We start from the raw sequence: 17,360 nt of genomic DNA, 5'->3' as shown, positions 1-17,360 counted from the left end.
TTCGGTGAGAAGTCGAGATCCTTTCTCTACAGAAGGTCGATACTCTGGCGCATGAGCGCGTGAGCTTCGACAGTAGTGAACCAGGGATCTTCTGGTGGTTTGCAGGCAGACAGGTGTAACTGTGTGTCGAGCAAAAGGGGAACGAATTCCACAATTTCCAGGCCGAATCCTGCCAACGCGGGGATGTGGGTCGGTGTATTTGTCAGAAGCCTGATCTTCTGAATCCCGAGGTCGCTCAAGATCTGTCCGCCGATTCCGACGTGACGCAGTGTCCCCTCGCTCCCGTATCCCTCGCTGTGCAATACGCCCGCTGGATCCGCTGCTTCTTCCGTGTGACATCCTTGTCCCAGATTATCCAGGTAGACCAATGCGCCGCGGCCCTCTTGGGCGATAGCGTACAAGCTTTGATCGACGAAACGACGGCAGTTGCAGGATGTCGAGTTGAAGACGTCTCCCCGAAGGCACTGCCGATGAACGCGCACAAGTACTGGTTGAGAATCTGCGACATCCCCCAAAACAAGAGCCGCATGGGATTCTCTGCTGTCGATTTCACTTTCGAAACGGATCATGCGGAAGTCGGCAAACGCTGTGGGCAGTCTCTCTTCAGAAGTTCTTCGAACATAGCGTTCATGTTGTCGCCGATGGCGAATGAGTTCTGCGACGGTGAGCATCTTGAGACCGTGCTCGTTGCAAAATGCAATCAGGTCCGGAACGCGTGCCATGGTGCCATCGCTTTTCATGATCTCGCAGATGACGCCCGCTGGATTGAGCCCCGCCATTTTAGCCAAATCTACAGAAGCTTCCGTCTGTCCGGCGCGCACCAGAACGCCTCCCTTGCGGGCGCGTAGTGGAAAGATATGCCCAGGACGTGCGAGGTCTTGTGCCGTTGAATCCGGATCAATGGCGACACGAATGGTGTGGGCGCGATCGTGCGCAGAGATTCCTGTCGTAACGCCCTCTCTTGCTTCAATGCTTTGGGTAAATGCTGTGCCAAAGCGAGAGGTATTCTCCTGGGCCATTGGACCAAGACGCATGTGGTCGGCCCAATCTTCGGTTAGAGTCAAGCAGATAAGACCTCTGCCAAACGTCGCCATGAAGTTGATGGCCTCAGGAGTTACAAACTCTGCGGCGAGCGTCAGATCGCCTTCGTTTTCGCGGTCTTCGTCATCCACGACGACAATCATACGCCCGCGAGCGAACTCTTCGAGCGCTTCTGGAACAGTGACAAACGGCGTTGGCATACCTATCCATCCCATGCAGGTAACTTGTTCTCTGCGCATTCGAAAGCGTCTGCGCAGATTGACTGTTTACGGGTTAAAGAAGCGAAGCAGTTCTTCCTCATCGTGCTGACTAAGTTGAGCTCGCACACGCATATGACGTACAACGGTACCGGAGATACGAGGCGGGAAGCCGTCGGGCGCGGTATGGCAGCGAGAGCAGTTCTGCGCAAAGATACGCTCTCCGTCGCTGTGAACCTGTGCTGTCTTCTGCGGTGGAGCTGGCGGCTTTTGATCGACCTGCGCTGCTGGTTGCTGGGCCGGTGTAGTCTGGGCATGAACTGCGGCGACGAGAGGTAAAAGGACGGCCCCGAGGCCGAGTGCGCATCCAAGAATATGTTTCGGGCTCATCATCTTTATTTTCCTTTCCAGGTCGGGAAGAGGAAGCGATAGACGATCCCTGTTTCCCAGATGTTTTTATCGCCAGTGGAAGAGAACTGCCGCGCGTAGCTGGTGAGAATTCTCGTGTTGTGCGGTAGGTTGTAGTCAAGACCGAAGTCAACACGTTGCGTGTTTACCAGCGGCAGGCCATCGCTCACGATCTGGTCGCGACGGAACGTCTGCTGCATGCGAAGCACAGGCTCGATACGTCCGACCCAACTGTCCAGACCACCGAAAGCCTTTGTTCGATAGTCCGCCTCAATCCAGTAGCCCTGCGCATGATGCGCACGTGCAAACTCCGAACGGAGCCGAAACGCGGTATCTTTGGGTTCCCACCAGACATGCATGCCATAGAAGTTTTCCTGCGTTCCCTGTAACAGCCGCCCGTAGGAGAGACCCACCTCCACGCGGTTGTCCGGCAGGTATAAACTCACCCGGCCACCGGCAGAACGTTGGGAGTTGAACTGTTCGTTTCCGCTCCGGGCGGAGAAGTAACCGACATAATCGATAGAGTACTTATTGCGTGAGATCGCAGACCCGCGCAGTTCGCCTCCAAGCCCGGTGCCGGTTCCCGTGCCCAAGCCCGCAATCAGCGGTCCATCCTGCAGATTATTGATCCATACAGGAGAAAGGCGCTCGTTAAACGTACCGAAGGGCGTCAGGAAACTGCCGCCAACGATGGTCAGGTGACGCGATGCAAGATAGTCACCCTGAAGATAAGTGAGCGCAATGAAGTGATTGTGATCGTATCCCGTCTGATCTGGGACAAAGGACTCAATCAGGATGGCCCTCGACTCAACGAGGAAACGATCCCCAATCGGTATAGCGATCAAGGGCTCGATGACCGGCGAGTAGGTCGTGTTACCGCCGTTGGTGCTGGTTAGAAACCCAACACCGCCAGACAGCAGCGGCGTATCTTGTGCGGCCCCGTATCGTACCGCGCAGAGCATGGCCACAACCAGAGCAATGCGTTTGGTTGGCCGTGCCATTTCAGAGAGAGAAGAACGCAGAATGGATCGCGACATATCTGCAAGTTAGCGATAGGCCACTTACTGCGTGTCTCCCGTTCGTCTGACCTTTGTCAATTGATTGTCACTCAAGGACGGCGATGGATTTCAGCAGGCAGCGCGAGAGGAAGCACGAAGCAACAAAAGAATGACAAATCACTGACTCACCCATGACACCGCGGATGTGCTTGCTCTCTAGGGTCAATAAGGAAGAGCTGACTGCCAAGGCAGAGCGCCCCACTTTCTGGTGTGACCATATGACGTTGAAGCGACACAAGCATTTGAACTCCTTTCTTGCCCGAAAAAATCGGATAGTGCTGCTGCCCAAGATTTTTGTTGGGTGCTTGTTGTTGTTCTTCGCAGTAAGTGAAAGGGCACAGGGTTTACTCGGCCAGGATCCGGCACAGAATGCTTCACAATCTTCGTCTTCGACGGATGAAGATACCAGCGCGTCCGCGATGGCTTTTGGCGGAAGCTCGACTTCCAGCTCGAGCTCGGACTCTGTGGACGATCGCACTTCCTCGACAACTCCCGGTAATACAACTTCAAGCAATTTGGATGCCCCCGTCGCACCTCTACCCGCTGACCAGATTATTCAGATTCTTCAGCAAAATCCCGATCTGACGATGGAGGTGAAGTCGCAGGTTGCCGATCGTATGCAGCAACAGGGTATGCAGGTCGAAGCAAGCAATATCACCGACGAAATGCTTTACAACCAGATTTCAACGAACGCCAGCGTGCGTGCCAATATCACAACCTACCTTCGTGCAAGAGGGTACGTCTCACAAAACGGTCTTCAGGGTACCGGCGCCGGGAGCACTCAACCTGGAGACATGAGCATAGGGGATGGCCAGAGTACGGGCACTTCAAATCTTGACCAAAGTGACGCCCCACCGTCACCCACTGCAAACTCCGGGACGAACCGCTCGAATAACGCGACAAAGCGGGAGCGCCAGGATACGAATGCGTCCACGGATGCCCCAAAGGTTGTTCATCGAACTACGCCTTATAATCTGCGCTCCATGCGTGATCTGTACACGCAGATCCCGGAACAATCTAGACCGCTCAAGCGGTTCGGCTCTGAGGTTTTCACAAATCGAGACCTTTCCTCTTCCATGGGCCAAGGGGTCTCGAGCGGAGACACCCCGCTTGATGTCTCTCTGGGGCCAGACTATGTCGTCGGTCCAGGCGACACGCTCAAGATCAATATGTGGGGTGGCGTGACCCAAAGCACCACGCGCGTGGTCGACCGGGAAGGTCAAGTTCTTCTGCCTGAAGCAGGTTCGCTCCAGGTGGCTGGGCTTCCACTTCAGCGAGCGGAGGGCCTGATTGAAGGTGCGCTCAAGCGGCAGTATCGCAATGTCCAGGTCTCCGTTACGATCTCTCGTCTGCGCTCAGTCCGTGTCTATGTTGTCGGAGATGTGCAGCGGCCCGGCGGCTACGATATCAGTTCGCTCGCGACTCCGCTGAGTGCGCTTTATGCGGCTGGCGGCCCAACCTCCGTCGGTTCGCTCCGCATCGTTCGGCACTCTCGTGGACAGCAAAAAATCGAAGATATCGATCTCTACGACTTCCTTCTCCATGGAGTCCAAAAGAACAGCGCCCATTTCGAAAGCGGAGATACTCTGCAGGTTCCTCCCGCGGGTCCGCAGGTTGCTGTCTCAGGCGCAGTCAAGCGACCTGCTATTTATGAACTCAAGCCTGGCGAGTCGACGCTTACTTCAGTCATTGAAGACGCAGGTGGCGTAACAGCGGCTGCCTCCCTCAGCCACATCACGATTGAGCGCATTGATGCCAATCGTCAGCGCGAGACCGTTACGCTAAACGGCCCCAGCGGGCAAGATCTCCAGGCCAATCGCGCCGCTATCGACCAATTCGCGGTCAAAGATGGAGATCGCGTTTATATCGCACCCATCCTCCCCTATAGCGAGCGCGCTATTTATCTGCAAGGGCATGTTGTGCGCCCTGGCCGTTTGCCTTTCGCTGATGGCATGAGGCTTAGCGATGTACTCCGCAGCTATCAGGACATGCTGCCAGAGCCCGCAGCCCATGGCGAGATCATTCGTCTCGTTCCTCCTGATCTTCATGCGGAAACAATTGCCTTCGATGTTCCTGAAGTCCTCATCGGGAACGCCAACGTGCCGCTTCAGCCCTTCGATACTGTCCGCGTCTTTGGACGGTACGAAATAGATGTGCCCAAGGTGACCATTCATGGTGAAGTGCTTAGGCCGGGAACGTATCCACTCTCGAAAGGCATGACTACCGCTCAGCTGGTGCGGATGGCTGGAGGATTCAAACGGGATGCTCTACTGGACAGCGCCGATCTTACCAGCTACGGCGTGGAAGGCGGCAATCGGGTCGCGGGTCAGCTCGCAACCATTCGGATCGGAGCTGCCGTTGCGGGTACGGAGACAAATGTAGACGTCCCGCTCAAGCCGGGCGACATTCTTACCATTCACCAGATCACAGGTTGGAATGATATCGGCCAGGCGGTAACGATCGAAGGCCAGATCAAATTTCCTGGAAGTTATGGCTTTCAGGAGGGAGAGCATCTAAGCTCTGTCCTCCGACGTGCTGGAGGTCTGCGCGATACCGCGTATGCCGAAGGCGCGGTCATGATCCGTGAGCAGGTCCGTCAACTCCAGGAGAAGAGTCGGCAGGAACTCATCCAGCAAATTCAAACCAACTCCGCGGCTGCACGTCTCGGGCCGGCGCTTGGGTCCGGAGACACCGGAGGAACCTTGCAGTTGATCAAAGCGCAGCAGGAGCAGTCTCTAGCACAGCTCAAAAGCCACCCCTCCACGGGCCGCATGGTAATCCATATTAGTGCGGACATCGACAGCTGGGCGAATACGCCGGCGGATATTGAGCTGCGGCGGGGCGACGTATTGACAATTCCGAAACGTCCCGGCTTCGTCCTTGTTTCGGGTCAGGTCTACAACGCCACTGCGCTCACCTATGCCCCTGGCAAAACGGCCGCCTGGTATCTGAGCCACGCGGGAGGAACCAATGGAACAGCTAATCACAAAGAGATTTTTATCATCCGCGCAAACGGTTCGGTTGTGGGTCGCCACTCTTCCAGTGGCTGGTTTGACGCGAAGGTGCTTTCAACCAAACTCAATCCTGGAGATGTCGTCGTCGTACCGCAAAAGATCATCGGCTCCTCGCTGCTGTGGCGAAATATCTTGACCACGGCTCAGATCGCCTCTTCTATCGCTATTACCGGCGGTATCGCAGCAGCAACCCTGTAGGTCTGATGTTAGTGTCTCGCAGGCTCATGGTGATTTTTATGGGTTTCATGTTGATCGTGACTCGACAAGCCGCAGCATCTTCCGACCTTTACGATACGCCCGAACGGGATGTCGCCAACATGGCGTCAACGTATGTGCCGGTTGAGAGCTGGGTGTACCCAGCCTTCGAACTTCTCGCGTCCAAAGGCTACGTCCAGAGCGCGTTCTTCAATCTACGCCCTTGGACTCGACTCGACTGCGCCCGCCTTCTGGAAGAGGCCAAGGAGCTTACGGCAGATGAGTCAGTTAGCCACGATACAGCCGCTACCCTGCGGAGTCTGAGACAAGAGTTCGCGTTGGAACTACGACGGCGCGAAGGGGAGCGCAACACGGAGTTTCGGATTGAGTCCGTCGACCAGCGCACCACGGCGATCGCAGGGCGACCGCTGACAGACGGTTACCACTTCGCAGAAACTCTGGTGAACGAGAATGGACGCCCCTTCGGCCAGGGCACGAATCTCTACTCAGGTTTTTCGATACGAGCCACCGCTGGACCCTTTGCTGCATACGTCAGGAGCGAAATCCAGCGTGTTCCTGCTGCCCCTCTTCCCAACGCTCAGGCTCAACAGCAAATAGCTATCGCGGACTTCACGCCATTCGGGGCTGCAGGGCCGCCATCGCACTTTCTCCGCGGACGGTTACTGGACGCAAATGTCTCTTTTGCGTTCGCCAATAATCAGTTTACTTTCGGAAAGCAGACCCTTTGGTGGGGTCCTGCGAGGAGCGGTTCGACTCTTTTCAGTAATAATGCTGAGCCAATCACCATGCTTCGCTATGACCGCGTCCAGCCCATTGAGCTGCCGGGATTTCTAAAGCTGCTCGGTCCAATCCGCGCGCAGTTTCTCGTCGGACGCCTCTCCGGCACGCAGTATGTGCAAGCACAGGATACGGTTTTTGGAAGCTCGGGTGCCGCGCTCAAGAACCAGCCATGGATCCATGGCGAGAAGTTCACCTTTGAGCCAACACCGAATTTTCAGTTCGGCGTTTCGCGCACCGTGATCTTCGGCGGTAAGGGTGCCCCGCTCACTAGCTCGACCTTTCTGAAGAGTGTTTTTTCCGCTGGGGAAGGGGACGAAGAGAAGGATCCGGGCGATCGGCGCATCGCTTTCGATGCGCAGTATAGGATCCCCGGTCTCCGAACATGTCTTACAGGATATGTCGATGCCTTCACCGAAGATGAACCGTTTCCACTCAACTATCCAAAGCGGAGTGTATGGATCTCAGGCTTCGCTCTCCGATGTGTCCCACGATTGCCCCATGTAACCCTCCGCGCGGAAGGTCTGATTGCGCCTCATCGTAATGAGTTTCCCGGCTACTACTACTTCAACGTCCACTATCTAACCGGCTACACCAATAATCGCCAACTCATCGGCAGTTGGATCGGTCGGGAAGGTTACGGGGAGCAGCTATGGGCGACCTGGCAGCTTTCACCGCGCTCCTCCATCGAGGTAAGCAACCGCAATATGAATGCAAGCAGCGAATTCCTGGGTGGAGGATCACTTCGGGATCTGCGTGTCTCTGCCGATATCGCCCTTCGTCCCGAATGGCAGCTGCGTCTCGAAAACCAGACAGAGTGGTGGCGGTTCCCAATGCTGTCCCTACAGCCGCAGCGGAATAACGAATTCACACTCCAGCTTTCTTATAGACCGATGGGAAAAACAAAATGAACATAGCTCCTCCCACATACGTGCCTACCGAAAACAGCAAACGGATTCCAGCCAACTGGGCCGTCCGTGCATCCTTGCTGTGGCAGCACCGAAAGCTGCTGGCCCGTGTTACAGTGATTTCGCTCGTCTTAAGTCTGGGGATCGCCTTCACGATTCCGAAGCAGTACAAGTCCACGGCCAGCATTATGCCGCCTGATCAACAAGGCGGTGGTGCGATGATGCTGGCGGCGCTTGCCGGCGGTCGTGGAGGAGGAGGACTTGGTGCGCTTGGTAGCCTTGCCAGTGGACTGCTCGGCGGACATACCACGACCGCACTCTTCGTCAGTTTATTGCAAAGCGGAACAGTCCGTGGCCATATTATCCAGCGCTTTGACCTCAAGCGGATCTATCACAGTCGCTATAACGCCGATGCTGCCAAACACCTTGGTCGGGTAACAAAGATCTCTGATGACAAGAAGAGCGGCGTCATCACGATCGAAGTGGAAGATAGAGATCCTGTACGTGCCCGCGATATAGCACAAGCCTATCTGGACGAATTGAACAAGCTGGTCACGCAGACCAGTACGTCGAGTGGGCACCGGGAACGCATCTTCATCGAGCATCGACTTGATTCTGTCCGAAACGATCTTGAACAAGCGCAGCTTGAGCTAAGCGAGTTTTCGAGCAAGAACAGTACGATCGATATCAAAGAACAGACGCGGGCGATGGTCGAAGCAGGAGCGCGCGTGCAGGCGGAGATGCTCGTTGCGCAGTCTGGTCTCCAATCTTTGCGCCAGATTTATGGCGACAGCAATATCCGGGTAAAAGAAACTGAAGCGCGCATCGCGTCTCTCCAAAAAGACCTCGTACAGATGACCGGCACCTCGGCTCCCCTACGATCGGCAAGTTCCGAGGCTGACGGCCCCGCCACCTCGGACGATGATAAAGGATCACTCTACCCTCCCTTGCGACAACTGCCACGCCTCGCGGTCCCGTACGCAGATCTTTATCGACGTGTGAAAGTGCAGGAGGCCGTCTTCGAACTCCTAACGCAGCAGTATGAATTGGCCCGCCTTGAAGAAGCGAAGGATGTTCCGGTCGTGAGCGTCATTGACGCGCCAGGAGTGCCAGAAAAGAAATCGTTTCCGCCGCGTCTCATCGTAGCTCTCGCCCTGACATTTCTTGCGTTTGCGGCAACGTCCGGCACCCTTCTCTTCCGCGAAGCATGGGCCAAGCTCAATCCCAATGATCCACGCAAAACTCTTGCTGCGGAAGCAGTTCCTGTGATCCGCAGACGAATTCACTCGATCATTTCTTCAAGGAAGAATGCCGCATGAAGAGGCAGGCAATGAAACGTCTAAGTGAAGATGCAGCGACACGGAGGTATGTGCCGCTCAATCAGCATCGTGGCCGGGACGGTAAGACCATGCACTCAATGCGTTTCACTCCTGTCCTCTTGGAAATGCAGGGGAAAGCTTAACTGTGAAAGTCCTTATCACTGCGGCACAGTTCTCGTCTAACATCTCGGGCCTGCAACGGCACGCATTCAATCTCGTGCGCTGCCTTCTGCAAAGAAAGGAGATCTTAGCGGTGCATCTGGTGCTTGCTCCGTGGCAGCGTGAGCTGGCACAAACAGCAGGCTTGAATGCGATGCACCGAGTCACGACGTATGTTGCCGACATGGAGCAAAGCCTCTTGAGTCGAAACCTCTGGTATTATCGACGACTGCCGGAGTTAGTTGCGCAGATTCAGCCTGATGTCGTGCATCTTTCGTATCCGGTTCCAGTGAACGCGTCCGCGATCTCATGTCCCATCGTGTTGACACTGCATGATCTTTATCCATATGAGATTCCGGGAAACTTCGGTTTTCCCAAGGTATTTTTCAACCGCATGATTCTGCAGCAATGTCTGCGAAGCGTTGACGCAATCGCCTGTGTGTCTGACACTACGAAGCTCCGCATGCGGCTTTACGCGCCACGGCGCACGTGGGGGAAGGCGCTCCGGATTTACAACTGTGTGGAGCCAGAGTTAGTTTGCGCAAAGCAATCTCCCATACCCGACTGGCAGGGTGAGCCCTTCCTGCTCGTTGTTGCGCAGCATCGTAAAAACAAGAACGTCCCTCTCCTCATCCGGGTCCTTCATCGGCTACTTCGTGAAAAATTAGTTCATCCAGAGATGAAGCTGGTAATCATCGGCATCACGGGGCCAGAGACACCTCGTATCTTTCGGCTCATATCTGACTTAGGGTTGAGTAAAAGAATAGTGTTTCTGCAAGGGCTCTCTGAACCGGCACTGCAGTGGTGCTATACCCGTTGCGAGGCGCTCGCGGCGCCTTCGGAGACAGAGGGCTTTGGGCTACCTGTTGCCGAAGCGTTGCTCGCAGGTTGCCGTGTTGTCTGTTCGGATATCCCTGCCTTTCGGGAGATCGACGAACAGCACTGTCGGTTTATTGCTTTGAGCTCCGACGCAGAGGAGAAGTTCTCACAGGCCATCCTTGAAAGTCTTCAGGATCCCCCACCCTCTCCTGTGTCTCTGCCACAGTTTTCGTCTGAAGTGCTGGGAACTCAATATGTAAACCTCTATCGCGAGCTTTTGCCTTCAGCGTACCGCTTGAGAGGTACTCACTATACCGCTTCGATTCAGGCACCCACACCCAAAGAGCATTCGTTATGAAAGAAGCAACCGGACTACTTGTAGAAGAGACGGAGAGATGAGCATGACGACATCTGATTCCTACGTTTCGGAACTATATCGAGAGACAGAAGCACAGTCCTGCGAGCAGCGGCAGACGACTTCAAACAGGCTATTCTTGCGAGGTTTCGTCGTGTCCAAGTTTGTAGCTGACTTTCTCCTCTGTGTCGGCACGGCGTTTGTAGCGTTTCTGCTACTCTCCCATCGAAACAATTCGGTCAGATATCCGCTTGGATCCGAGCTCGGCGTTCTCTGTGTAGCCGCTCTGTTTGCCACCACGCTATTACAACGAAAAAGCTCTTATACCGCATACGACAACCTTAGTCCGATCCATGAAACGGCGGCTACCGTTAGGATGTCGATACAATCTCTTCTCGTCATAGTGCCCGCTAGTTTTCTTCTGAGACTGGAGCTTCCTCGTTCCGCAATGGTTTTGGCCTTCGTTCTGATGCCTCCATTGTTAGCAATCCAGAACAAGTTGTTCCGGCGAATAATCCTGAGAGTGTCGTATCGAAGCTTGGATATCGGGCAAATAGTTGCAGACGAATCGGACAAAATGGGAGGTGCAGTTGCGCCAAGACGGACGAGGGCTCTTGCTGACGAAAAGTCGACATACGCTCCCCGTCACTATGTCTTCAGCAAGCGGTTGGTCGATCTTCTTGTCTCTTCTGTCCTTCTGGTGCTGCTTTTGCCTGTTTTTATTTTGTTTGCTCTGCTCATTTGCGTAAGTTCGCCAGGTCCAGCGCTCTTTGTGCAGAGAAGAGTGGGCCAAAATGGGAAGCTCTTCCGAATGTACAAATTTCGTTCGATGTCTTCCGGAGCACGGAGATATGAACGCTCACCACAGACATCTAGCGATCCACGCATCACGAAAATCGGCAGAATTCTGCGCCAGACCAGCCTGGATGAACTCCCTCAACTCATCAATGTCTTCCGGGGAGAGATGTCGTTGGTCGGACCTCGCCCTGAGATGCCTTTCGTCGTGCGCAGTTATAACGCGCGCCAGCGGCAACGACTTCGGGTAATGCCAGGGATCACAGGTCTCTGGCAACTTAGCCGCGACAGAGCGTTCCCTATTCACGAGAACATACATCACGACCTTTCTTACATCAGGAGTCGAACCCTGTATATGGATCTTGCAATTCTCATCCACACCCTGTTCTTTGCAATGCGCGGAGGAGTATGACGAAGCATTCTGGATCTCCAACTGAAGTAAACGACTCGGCAATCTCCTCTTGCTACTGCGGCGAAGAGAGCACCACATCTACTTCGGCCTTTAGCCACGAACATGCCGATGTCCTCGGCGTAAAAGTGTCGGCGATTAACATGAGCAGTGGTGTGGATCTGGCAGATCGATGGATTTCAGAAGGGCATCCTGGATACATCTGTGTGACCGGTGTCCATGGGGTGATGGAGGCCCAGAAAGACGCCGAATTCTGCGAGATCCTGAATCACGCGGCTATCAATACCCCGGATGGCATGCCTATGTCTTGGGTAGGTCATCTGCAGGGGTTTGCCGATATGGACCGGGTCTTTGGCCCTGATTTCATGTCGGCGATGTGTCAACTTTCCCTAGATCGGGGCTATCGTCACTTCCTGTACGGAGGACAACCCGGCGTTGCGGAAGAACTCAAAGAAGTTTTAGAAACGAGATTTCCAGGTCTGCAAATTGTCGGAAATTTTACGCCTCCTTTTAGAAGCTTGAATACAGACGAGGAGGGCGCACTCATGGCGCAGTTGCGCGACTCAAAACCACATATTCTATGGGTAGGGTTGAGCACGCCAAAGCAGGAGCGATTCATGGCGCAATATGTGGGTCGTCTCCAGGTGCCCCTGTTAGTGGGTGTAGGAGCAGCGTTTGACTATCACACGGGTCGCGTCCGCGATTGTGCGCCTTGGATCAAGCGCGCTGGTCTGCAGTGGCTGCATCGATTGATGCAGGATCCTAAGAGGCTGTGGCGTCGCTATCTCAGCAATAATCCCGCATTTGTCTGGAATATTACGCTGCAGATGCTAAAACTGCGTCGCTATCCGAGAACCCCAACCGCGCCTGCTCCAATGAGCAGTCAAACGAAAAAGTAGAGGATGTAAGCTGACTGTCTCTGCGCTCGTGTGTCTGAGAAATAAAGCGCCGAATTCATCTTTTAGAGAAGGAAGCTGTATGCGATGCAAATCCGCTGTTTTATTAGTTGGATTGATGGTCTGTTCCACCGTACTGAGGGCACAGAAGTCAACCCTCTTGGGTGACTGGCGAGAACCCACGGGTTCAGTCCTGCGAATCGGATATTGCGGGACTGAAGTCTGCATGAAGATAATCTCTGTTAGTGCACATGCACCTGCCACAGTCGATATTCACAATCTAAATCCCGGACAGAGAAATCGAGCTTTATGCAACCTCGAGATAGGTAGCCATTTTTCGCTCACCGACCCAACCCATGCGTCGGGCGGAGCACTTTACGATCCAAAATCCGGAAGAACCTATCATGGCACCATGTCCGTGGAGGGCAATGATCTGAAACTCCGCGGCTATATTGGAGCTCCGATCTTTGGGAAAACAGAAACCTGGCATCGTGTCTCTGAGAAAATTGCCGTTTGCGCCAGTAATGGAGGACGGTGATTGTTATCCCGGCAGGAGAGAGCGATCACTCTTTCTCATAGTGAATGACGTCTATGGCCAATTACGTCACCTCTTATCAAAACAATCTCGTGACAATTGACTAACCACGACATGACAACCGCTGGCCATCGAATGGCTACTGTGAGTATGACCGGTAGTTACAGATTCGGGTCATTACGCCCATAGTCGTTCAAGTCGAGATCGATTGTCGGAAACCTACAGGGAAAAGATTCAGAAGGAGTGTTCATGAAAACGAAGTTCATGCTATTGGTTCTATGCAGTGCGATGGTAGCCACAGGTGTGTTGTCCAGCCACGCAGTTCGTGCGCAGGAAGCACCGAAACGGATCGAAATCACGGCTAAACGTTTTGCGTACGAACCGGGCGAGATCACCGTGAAGAAGGGGCAGCCGGTTGTGCTTTCCATCAAGAGCTTGGATGTAGCGCATGGACTGCGCTTTAGAGAACTAAATTTGAATGCGAAGATCGATAAAGGCGGCACCGCGGAGTTGCGCTTCACCCCGGATAGGGCCGGTGACTTTGTAGGTCATTGCTCAGTCTTTTGCGGTTCCGGTCACGGCGGCATGGCCCTGACGCTGCACGTCGTGGACTAGATATGCGCAATTCTCTGACTGCGTTCGCTGCAATCTGCATGGTGGGATTGGCTGGATGCAAGGCCAATCCACCGAGTAAGCTCGAAACTAAAACTATCACCTTTGCCAAGCATCACGTTTTTGTGGGGAACAAGAAACAAAAAAATCCCTTGCCCTATACCCATGAAAATTGGGACGACGGCAAGGAAGCATTCTCCCACTACTGCATCGCATGCCACGGCATGGATGGGCAGAACACAGGCATTCCGTTTGCCGACCACATCTCACCGCCAATTCCTTCGTTAGCTTCGGAGGATGTACAGCGATATACAGACGGTCAACTCAAGTGGATCCTGGACAACGGAATCCGTCCGTCAGGAATGCCCGGTTCCAAAGGGACTTTGAGTGACGACGAGCTCTGGTCAATTGTTGTTTTTCTGCGTCACCTACCTCCCGCAGGCAGCCAAGGCGTTCCAGAGATATATACCCATTGAAACGACGAGCGTCAGGTGCGTAAGAGGCAGCAGTATTTATGAGCGCAGAGAGTAACCATTACGTTGAAGAACCCGCCGCATTGCTGGTTGATACGGGGCTGCCCTTTGTGGTCGGGTTTTTCTTTTCATTTCGGCTCTTTATCATGCTCCTTGCCGTGCGGGTTCTGGGAACCGATCCGCAGGTCGGAACCGCGATCAGCTTCGCGCTGAACTATTTGCTTCTGATTGTCGTTGCCTTCCAGTCGGTGGGAGCTGCAGACCGTACGTTCGGAAGCATGTTGAAGCTTCCCAGTATTCAATGGGTAGTGCTGTTTCTTGCCTTTTCCTGTTGCAGCCTGTTCTGGAGCTCTACAATTTCTCTGTCTGCTGCTGTTGCATATTGGTGTGCGATGGCTGCCGATGCGGCGGTGGTGGTCTTGCTTTGTCGTTTGGAGCCTATGAGAGACTTCATGCACTCTCTGATGAAAGGCTATGTCTGGGGTGCATGTGCCGTCGCAATCATCGCATGGCTTCTGCCAGGACAATCGGATCTGAGACTTGGAGATGATGAACTGCTTGGGGCGAACCAGATTGGTTATTTGTGTGGCTTTGCTTTTTTCTTTGCTCAATATCTTATGCAACAGAAAGTAGCAAGGTTTTGGATCCTGGCACTCTTGCTTGGAGTGACCCTTCTCCGAAGCCTAAGTAAAACAACAATTATCGGATTTTTGTTGGCTGAAGCTTTCTTTCTTTTAAGGGAAAAATCGATGAGCAGAAAAACAAAACTGCTCATTATTTCGATTGTCATACTCGTTGCCATAGCATTTTCGAGCCTCTTATTCTCTTATTTCAGCATTTATTTAGATGCTGGTAATAGTCCTGAGACACTTACCGGTCGTCTCACGATTTGGGCGGTCGTCCTGGATCAAGCGATAAAGCAACCATGGGCTGGTTACGGTTTCTATTCCATCTGGAAAGTGATTCCATCCTTCGGCGAATTCGAAGCTCGAAGTGCACACAACGAACTACTCCAGCAGTTCTATTCCTACGGAGTGGTGGGAGTCTGCATGATGGTGGGACTTTACGGCAGCTTCTATCTGCAGATTCGGAGATTCGTCACTGGCTCTTTGAGAACTTTCTATCTCACTTTGCTGCTTTTCGTCCTGATACGCGGAATTGCAGACACCGAAGTATGCGATTTTTCGCTTCCACTGTGGGCAATCATTATGTTCAGTCTGCTGCTGGAGCGAGGACACACGATGGACGGTCATCCAGTCACTACCCTTTCCTATCGGGCTGCTGAAATTTGCCAGGGTATCACAAGTTCGTCAGCTCTGTGAGATTCAGTCCGAAGACTGGGTAGACTTCATAATCCAAGATAACGATAGGGGGAAGCTTGTCTCATCGAACGAATGTCGGACATATGCTGACTCAACTCATTGAAAAAGAGAAGGCGGATACTTGTGGGGATCAATCCAGGCGCAATTATCTTGAGACGCATAAAACTCGCTTTGCCGATATTCTGAGATTGTGTCGAAAGCAGGTTCCAGATGCTTCCGCACGCGTGCTTGATATCGGAAGAAGTGAGCTTACCGCACATCTCCTGAACTTCTACCGGAATGTCCACACGCTGGGTCTGGATCCATTGATCGACGATGGAGGCCATCGTGAGACAAGCGAAATGGTCACTGTCCCTCACATCACCTTCGACCTTCTGAACTCGCAGAGCGTCTTGAGTTGGCCTGATTGCGAGCGTTTCGACCTGATTGTGTTTTCAGAGGTCATTGAGCACTTGTGCGTAGCGCCGGAGTTCGTGTTGGCTGCCCTCAGTTCTCTACTGACCGAGCGTGGAATTCTCATTTGCACGACTCCCAATGCCGCCGAGATTGGCAAGAGAGTTCGATTGGTGTTTGGTCAGAATCCTTATGAACGACTACGGCTCTACTCGACTAATCCCGGACACGTCAGGGAATATACGCGACAGGAACTTTGCAGTATCGCCGAGAGCGTGGGGCTAAGGTGTCTCCAACATTCTTATTTCAACTGGATCCAGGATAAAAGCGGTAACAAGCTCAAGATGGGCGCGATGAAGATCCTTCGTGCCTTTCCATCATTTCGTCCGTTCCAAATCTGTGTGCTTGCAAGAGAACTCTAATCTTCCCCGAAAAACGCGCCCACACGAGATTTGTCTGAAAGTGTCCTGACAATCCGATGACAGGGTCCTGACAATCTTTCGGCTCTCCACGCATAAAGTGGCTTTAAGCTGACGATCAACGGCGTGTCATCCCTCAGAGTGATGCACCGGGCTCGTCAAAACGTTCGTAAAGTGAGGCGAGAGATCACAATGGATATCGAGTCGCCAAAGGTAGTTGTTTGCGGAGCCGGTGGGTTCATCGGTGGTCATCTTGTCAAAGATCTTCTGGCCCAGGGCGTCAGAGTTGTCCGTGCCGTGGATGTCAAGCCACTTAAGGACTGGCATCAGGTAGCCGCAGGGGTGGAAAACCTCTCGCTCGATCTCAAACAGAAGCGTCATTGTTTGACAGCAACCAGGGGAGTGGATCAGGTCTACCAACTGGCAGCGGACATGGGCGGCATGGGCTTCATCGAGAAAAACAAAGCTCTGTGCATGCTCAATGTCATGACAAACACTAATCTGCTTCTGGCTGCCTGTGAGACAGGGGTTGAGAGGTTCTTCTATGCCTCATCGGCCTGCGTCTACAACGCCGATCGGCAGACCCATGCTAATGTGATTGCCCTGAAAGAGCAGGATGCTTATCCCGCCATGCCCGAAGATGGCTATGGCTGGGAGAAGCTATTCAGCGAGCGGATGTGCCGTCACTTCGAGGAAGATTTTGGCCTGATATGCAGAGTGGCTCGCTATCACAATGTCTACGGCCCAAATGGAACGTGGCGAGGTGGACGGGAGAAAGCGCCAGCGGCAATCTGTCGTAAAGTCATCGAAGCAAGAATGTCTGGCTTACATGAAATCAACATCTGGGGAGATGGACACCAGACTCGTAGCTTCACCTTTATCGATGACTGCATTTATGGCACGCAGAGAATTATGAACAGCAATATCAACGAACCTATCAATCTGGGTTCAAGCGAGCTTGTCAGCATTAACCAGTTAGTTGACATCGCCGAAGAGATCGCAGGGATCCGTCTTCGACGCACCTACGATTTGACCGCGCCCAGAGGAGTCAACGGTCGCAACAGCGACAATACGATGATTATGGATCGTCTTGGCTGGGAACCATCGATCTTGCTCCGTGATGGAATGGAAAAGACTTATCGTTGGATTGAAGAACAGATTACAAAGGTTGAAGATTACACCGATACAGAAGTAAGTGCTGTTTATGCAGGCACGGCCATCTAGGATGTGCCTGC

Annotated in this window: 15 protein-coding genes; 12 read left to right on the top strand and 3 right to left on the bottom strand. The window is 53.4% G+C overall.

Going from position 1 to position 17,360, the window contains the following annotated elements; translation table 11 throughout:
• Positions 1–26: 26 nt before the first annotated feature.
• The 3 genes from ribB to ACIPR4_RS12995 form a co-directional block, all read right to left on the bottom strand.
• Positions 27–1,241 carry a 3,4-dihydroxy-2-butanone-4-phosphate synthase gene (gene ribB / locus ACIPR4_RS13005; RefSeq protein WP_013569125.1) on the bottom strand — a complete coding sequence of 405 codons (1,215 nt, stop codon included), beginning with the start codon at positions 1,239–1,241 and terminating at the stop codon, positions 27–29.
• A 66-nt stretch (positions 1,242–1,307) separates the two neighbouring features.
• Complete coding sequence (locus ACIPR4_RS23130) at positions 1,308–1,631, bottom strand: cytochrome c (protein ID WP_013569124.1); 324 nt, start codon at positions 1,629–1,631, stop codon at positions 1,308–1,310.
• A gap of 2 nt (positions 1,632–1,633) precedes the next feature.
• Positions 1,634–2,683: a hypothetical protein gene (locus ACIPR4_RS12995; RefSeq protein ID WP_245536326.1), complete on the bottom strand. Its 1,050-nt coding sequence runs from the start codon at positions 2,681–2,683 to the stop codon at positions 1,634–1,636.
• A 485-nt stretch (positions 2,684–3,168) separates the two neighbouring features.
• On the opposite strand from ACIPR4_RS12995, the gene ACIPR4_RS12990 reads away from it, so the two are divergent.
• The 12 genes from ACIPR4_RS12990 to ACIPR4_RS12940 all read left to right on the top strand — a co-directional run bounded on the left by ACIPR4_RS12990 (position 3,169) and on the right by ACIPR4_RS12940 (position 17,349).
• A complete protein-coding gene (locus tag ACIPR4_RS12990) occupies positions 3,169–5,916 on the top strand; it encodes an SLBB domain-containing protein (protein WP_245536325.1) in 2,748 nt (915 codons plus the stop codon).
• A 38-nt stretch (positions 5,917–5,954) separates the two neighbouring features.
• Positions 5,955–7,622, top strand: a complete 1,668-nt coding sequence (locus ACIPR4_RS12985) for a capsule assembly Wzi family protein (protein ID WP_222829226.1) — start codon at positions 5,955–5,957, stop codon at positions 7,620–7,622.
• The gene (locus tag ACIPR4_RS12980) at positions 7,619–8,938 is read left to right on the top strand and encodes a GumC family protein (protein WP_013569120.1); all 1,320 of its coding nucleotides are present in this window, start codon (positions 7,619–7,621) and stop codon (positions 8,936–8,938) included. The genes ACIPR4_RS12985 and ACIPR4_RS12980 overlap by 4 nt, the downstream gene beginning before the upstream one ends.
• A 145-nt stretch (positions 8,939–9,083) precedes the next feature.
• Positions 9,084–10,274, top strand: a complete 1,191-nt coding sequence (locus tag ACIPR4_RS12975; RefSeq protein ID WP_013569118.1) for a glycosyltransferase family 4 protein — start codon at positions 9,084–9,086, stop codon at positions 10,272–10,274.
• A gap of 37 nt (positions 10,275–10,311) precedes the next feature.
• Entirely contained in the window at positions 10,312–11,478 is a 1,167-nt protein-coding gene (locus tag ACIPR4_RS21710; RefSeq protein WP_083811932.1) for a sugar transferase, read from the top strand.
• A complete protein-coding gene (locus ACIPR4_RS12965; protein WP_013569116.1) occupies positions 11,475–12,374 on the top strand; it encodes a WecB/TagA/CpsF family glycosyltransferase in 900 nt (299 codons plus the stop codon). Before ACIPR4_RS21710 ends, ACIPR4_RS12965 begins: the two co-directional genes overlap by 4 nt.
• Positions 12,375–12,453: 79 nt before the next feature.
• Positions 12,454–12,909 (top strand): DUF2147 domain-containing protein, encoded by a 456-nt coding sequence (locus ACIPR4_RS22165; protein ID WP_013569115.1) that lies wholly within the window; start codon positions 12,454–12,456, stop codon positions 12,907–12,909.
• Positions 12,910–13,155: 246 nt separating this feature from the next.
• On the top strand, positions 13,156–13,521 hold the full coding sequence (locus ACIPR4_RS12960) for a cupredoxin domain-containing protein (protein WP_013569114.1): 366 nt from the start codon (positions 13,156–13,158) through the stop codon (positions 13,519–13,521).
• 2 nt (positions 13,522–13,523) lie between these two features.
• Positions 13,524–13,994: a c-type cytochrome gene (locus tag ACIPR4_RS12955; protein ID WP_013569113.1), complete on the top strand. Its 471-nt coding sequence runs from the start codon at positions 13,524–13,526 to the stop codon at positions 13,992–13,994.
• A 38-nt stretch (positions 13,995–14,032) separates the two neighbouring features.
• Positions 14,033–15,313, top strand: coding sequence for an O-antigen ligase family protein (locus ACIPR4_RS12950; RefSeq protein ID WP_013569112.1), 1,281 nt, complete (start codon positions 14,033–14,035; stop codon positions 15,311–15,313).
• Positions 15,314–15,396: 83 nt separating this feature from the next.
• Positions 15,397–16,128, top strand: coding sequence for a class I SAM-dependent methyltransferase (locus ACIPR4_RS22160; RefSeq protein WP_083811931.1), 732 nt, complete (start codon positions 15,397–15,399; stop codon positions 16,126–16,128).
• Positions 16,129–16,317: 189 nt separating this feature from the next.
• The gene (locus ACIPR4_RS12940; protein ID WP_013569110.1) at positions 16,318–17,349 is read left to right on the top strand and encodes an NAD-dependent epimerase/dehydratase family protein; all 1,032 of its coding nucleotides are present in this window, start codon (positions 16,318–16,320) and stop codon (positions 17,347–17,349) included.
• Positions 17,350–17,360: the final 11 nt, after the last annotated feature.

This window comes from Terriglobus saanensis SP1PR4 (assembly GCF_000179915.2).
Lineage (GTDB): Bacteria > Acidobacteriota > Terriglobia > Terriglobales > Acidobacteriaceae > Terriglobus > Terriglobus saanensis.
The sequence above is the reverse complement of the archived record's forward strand: the minus strand, read 5'-3'. Positions and strand labels throughout refer to the sequence as shown.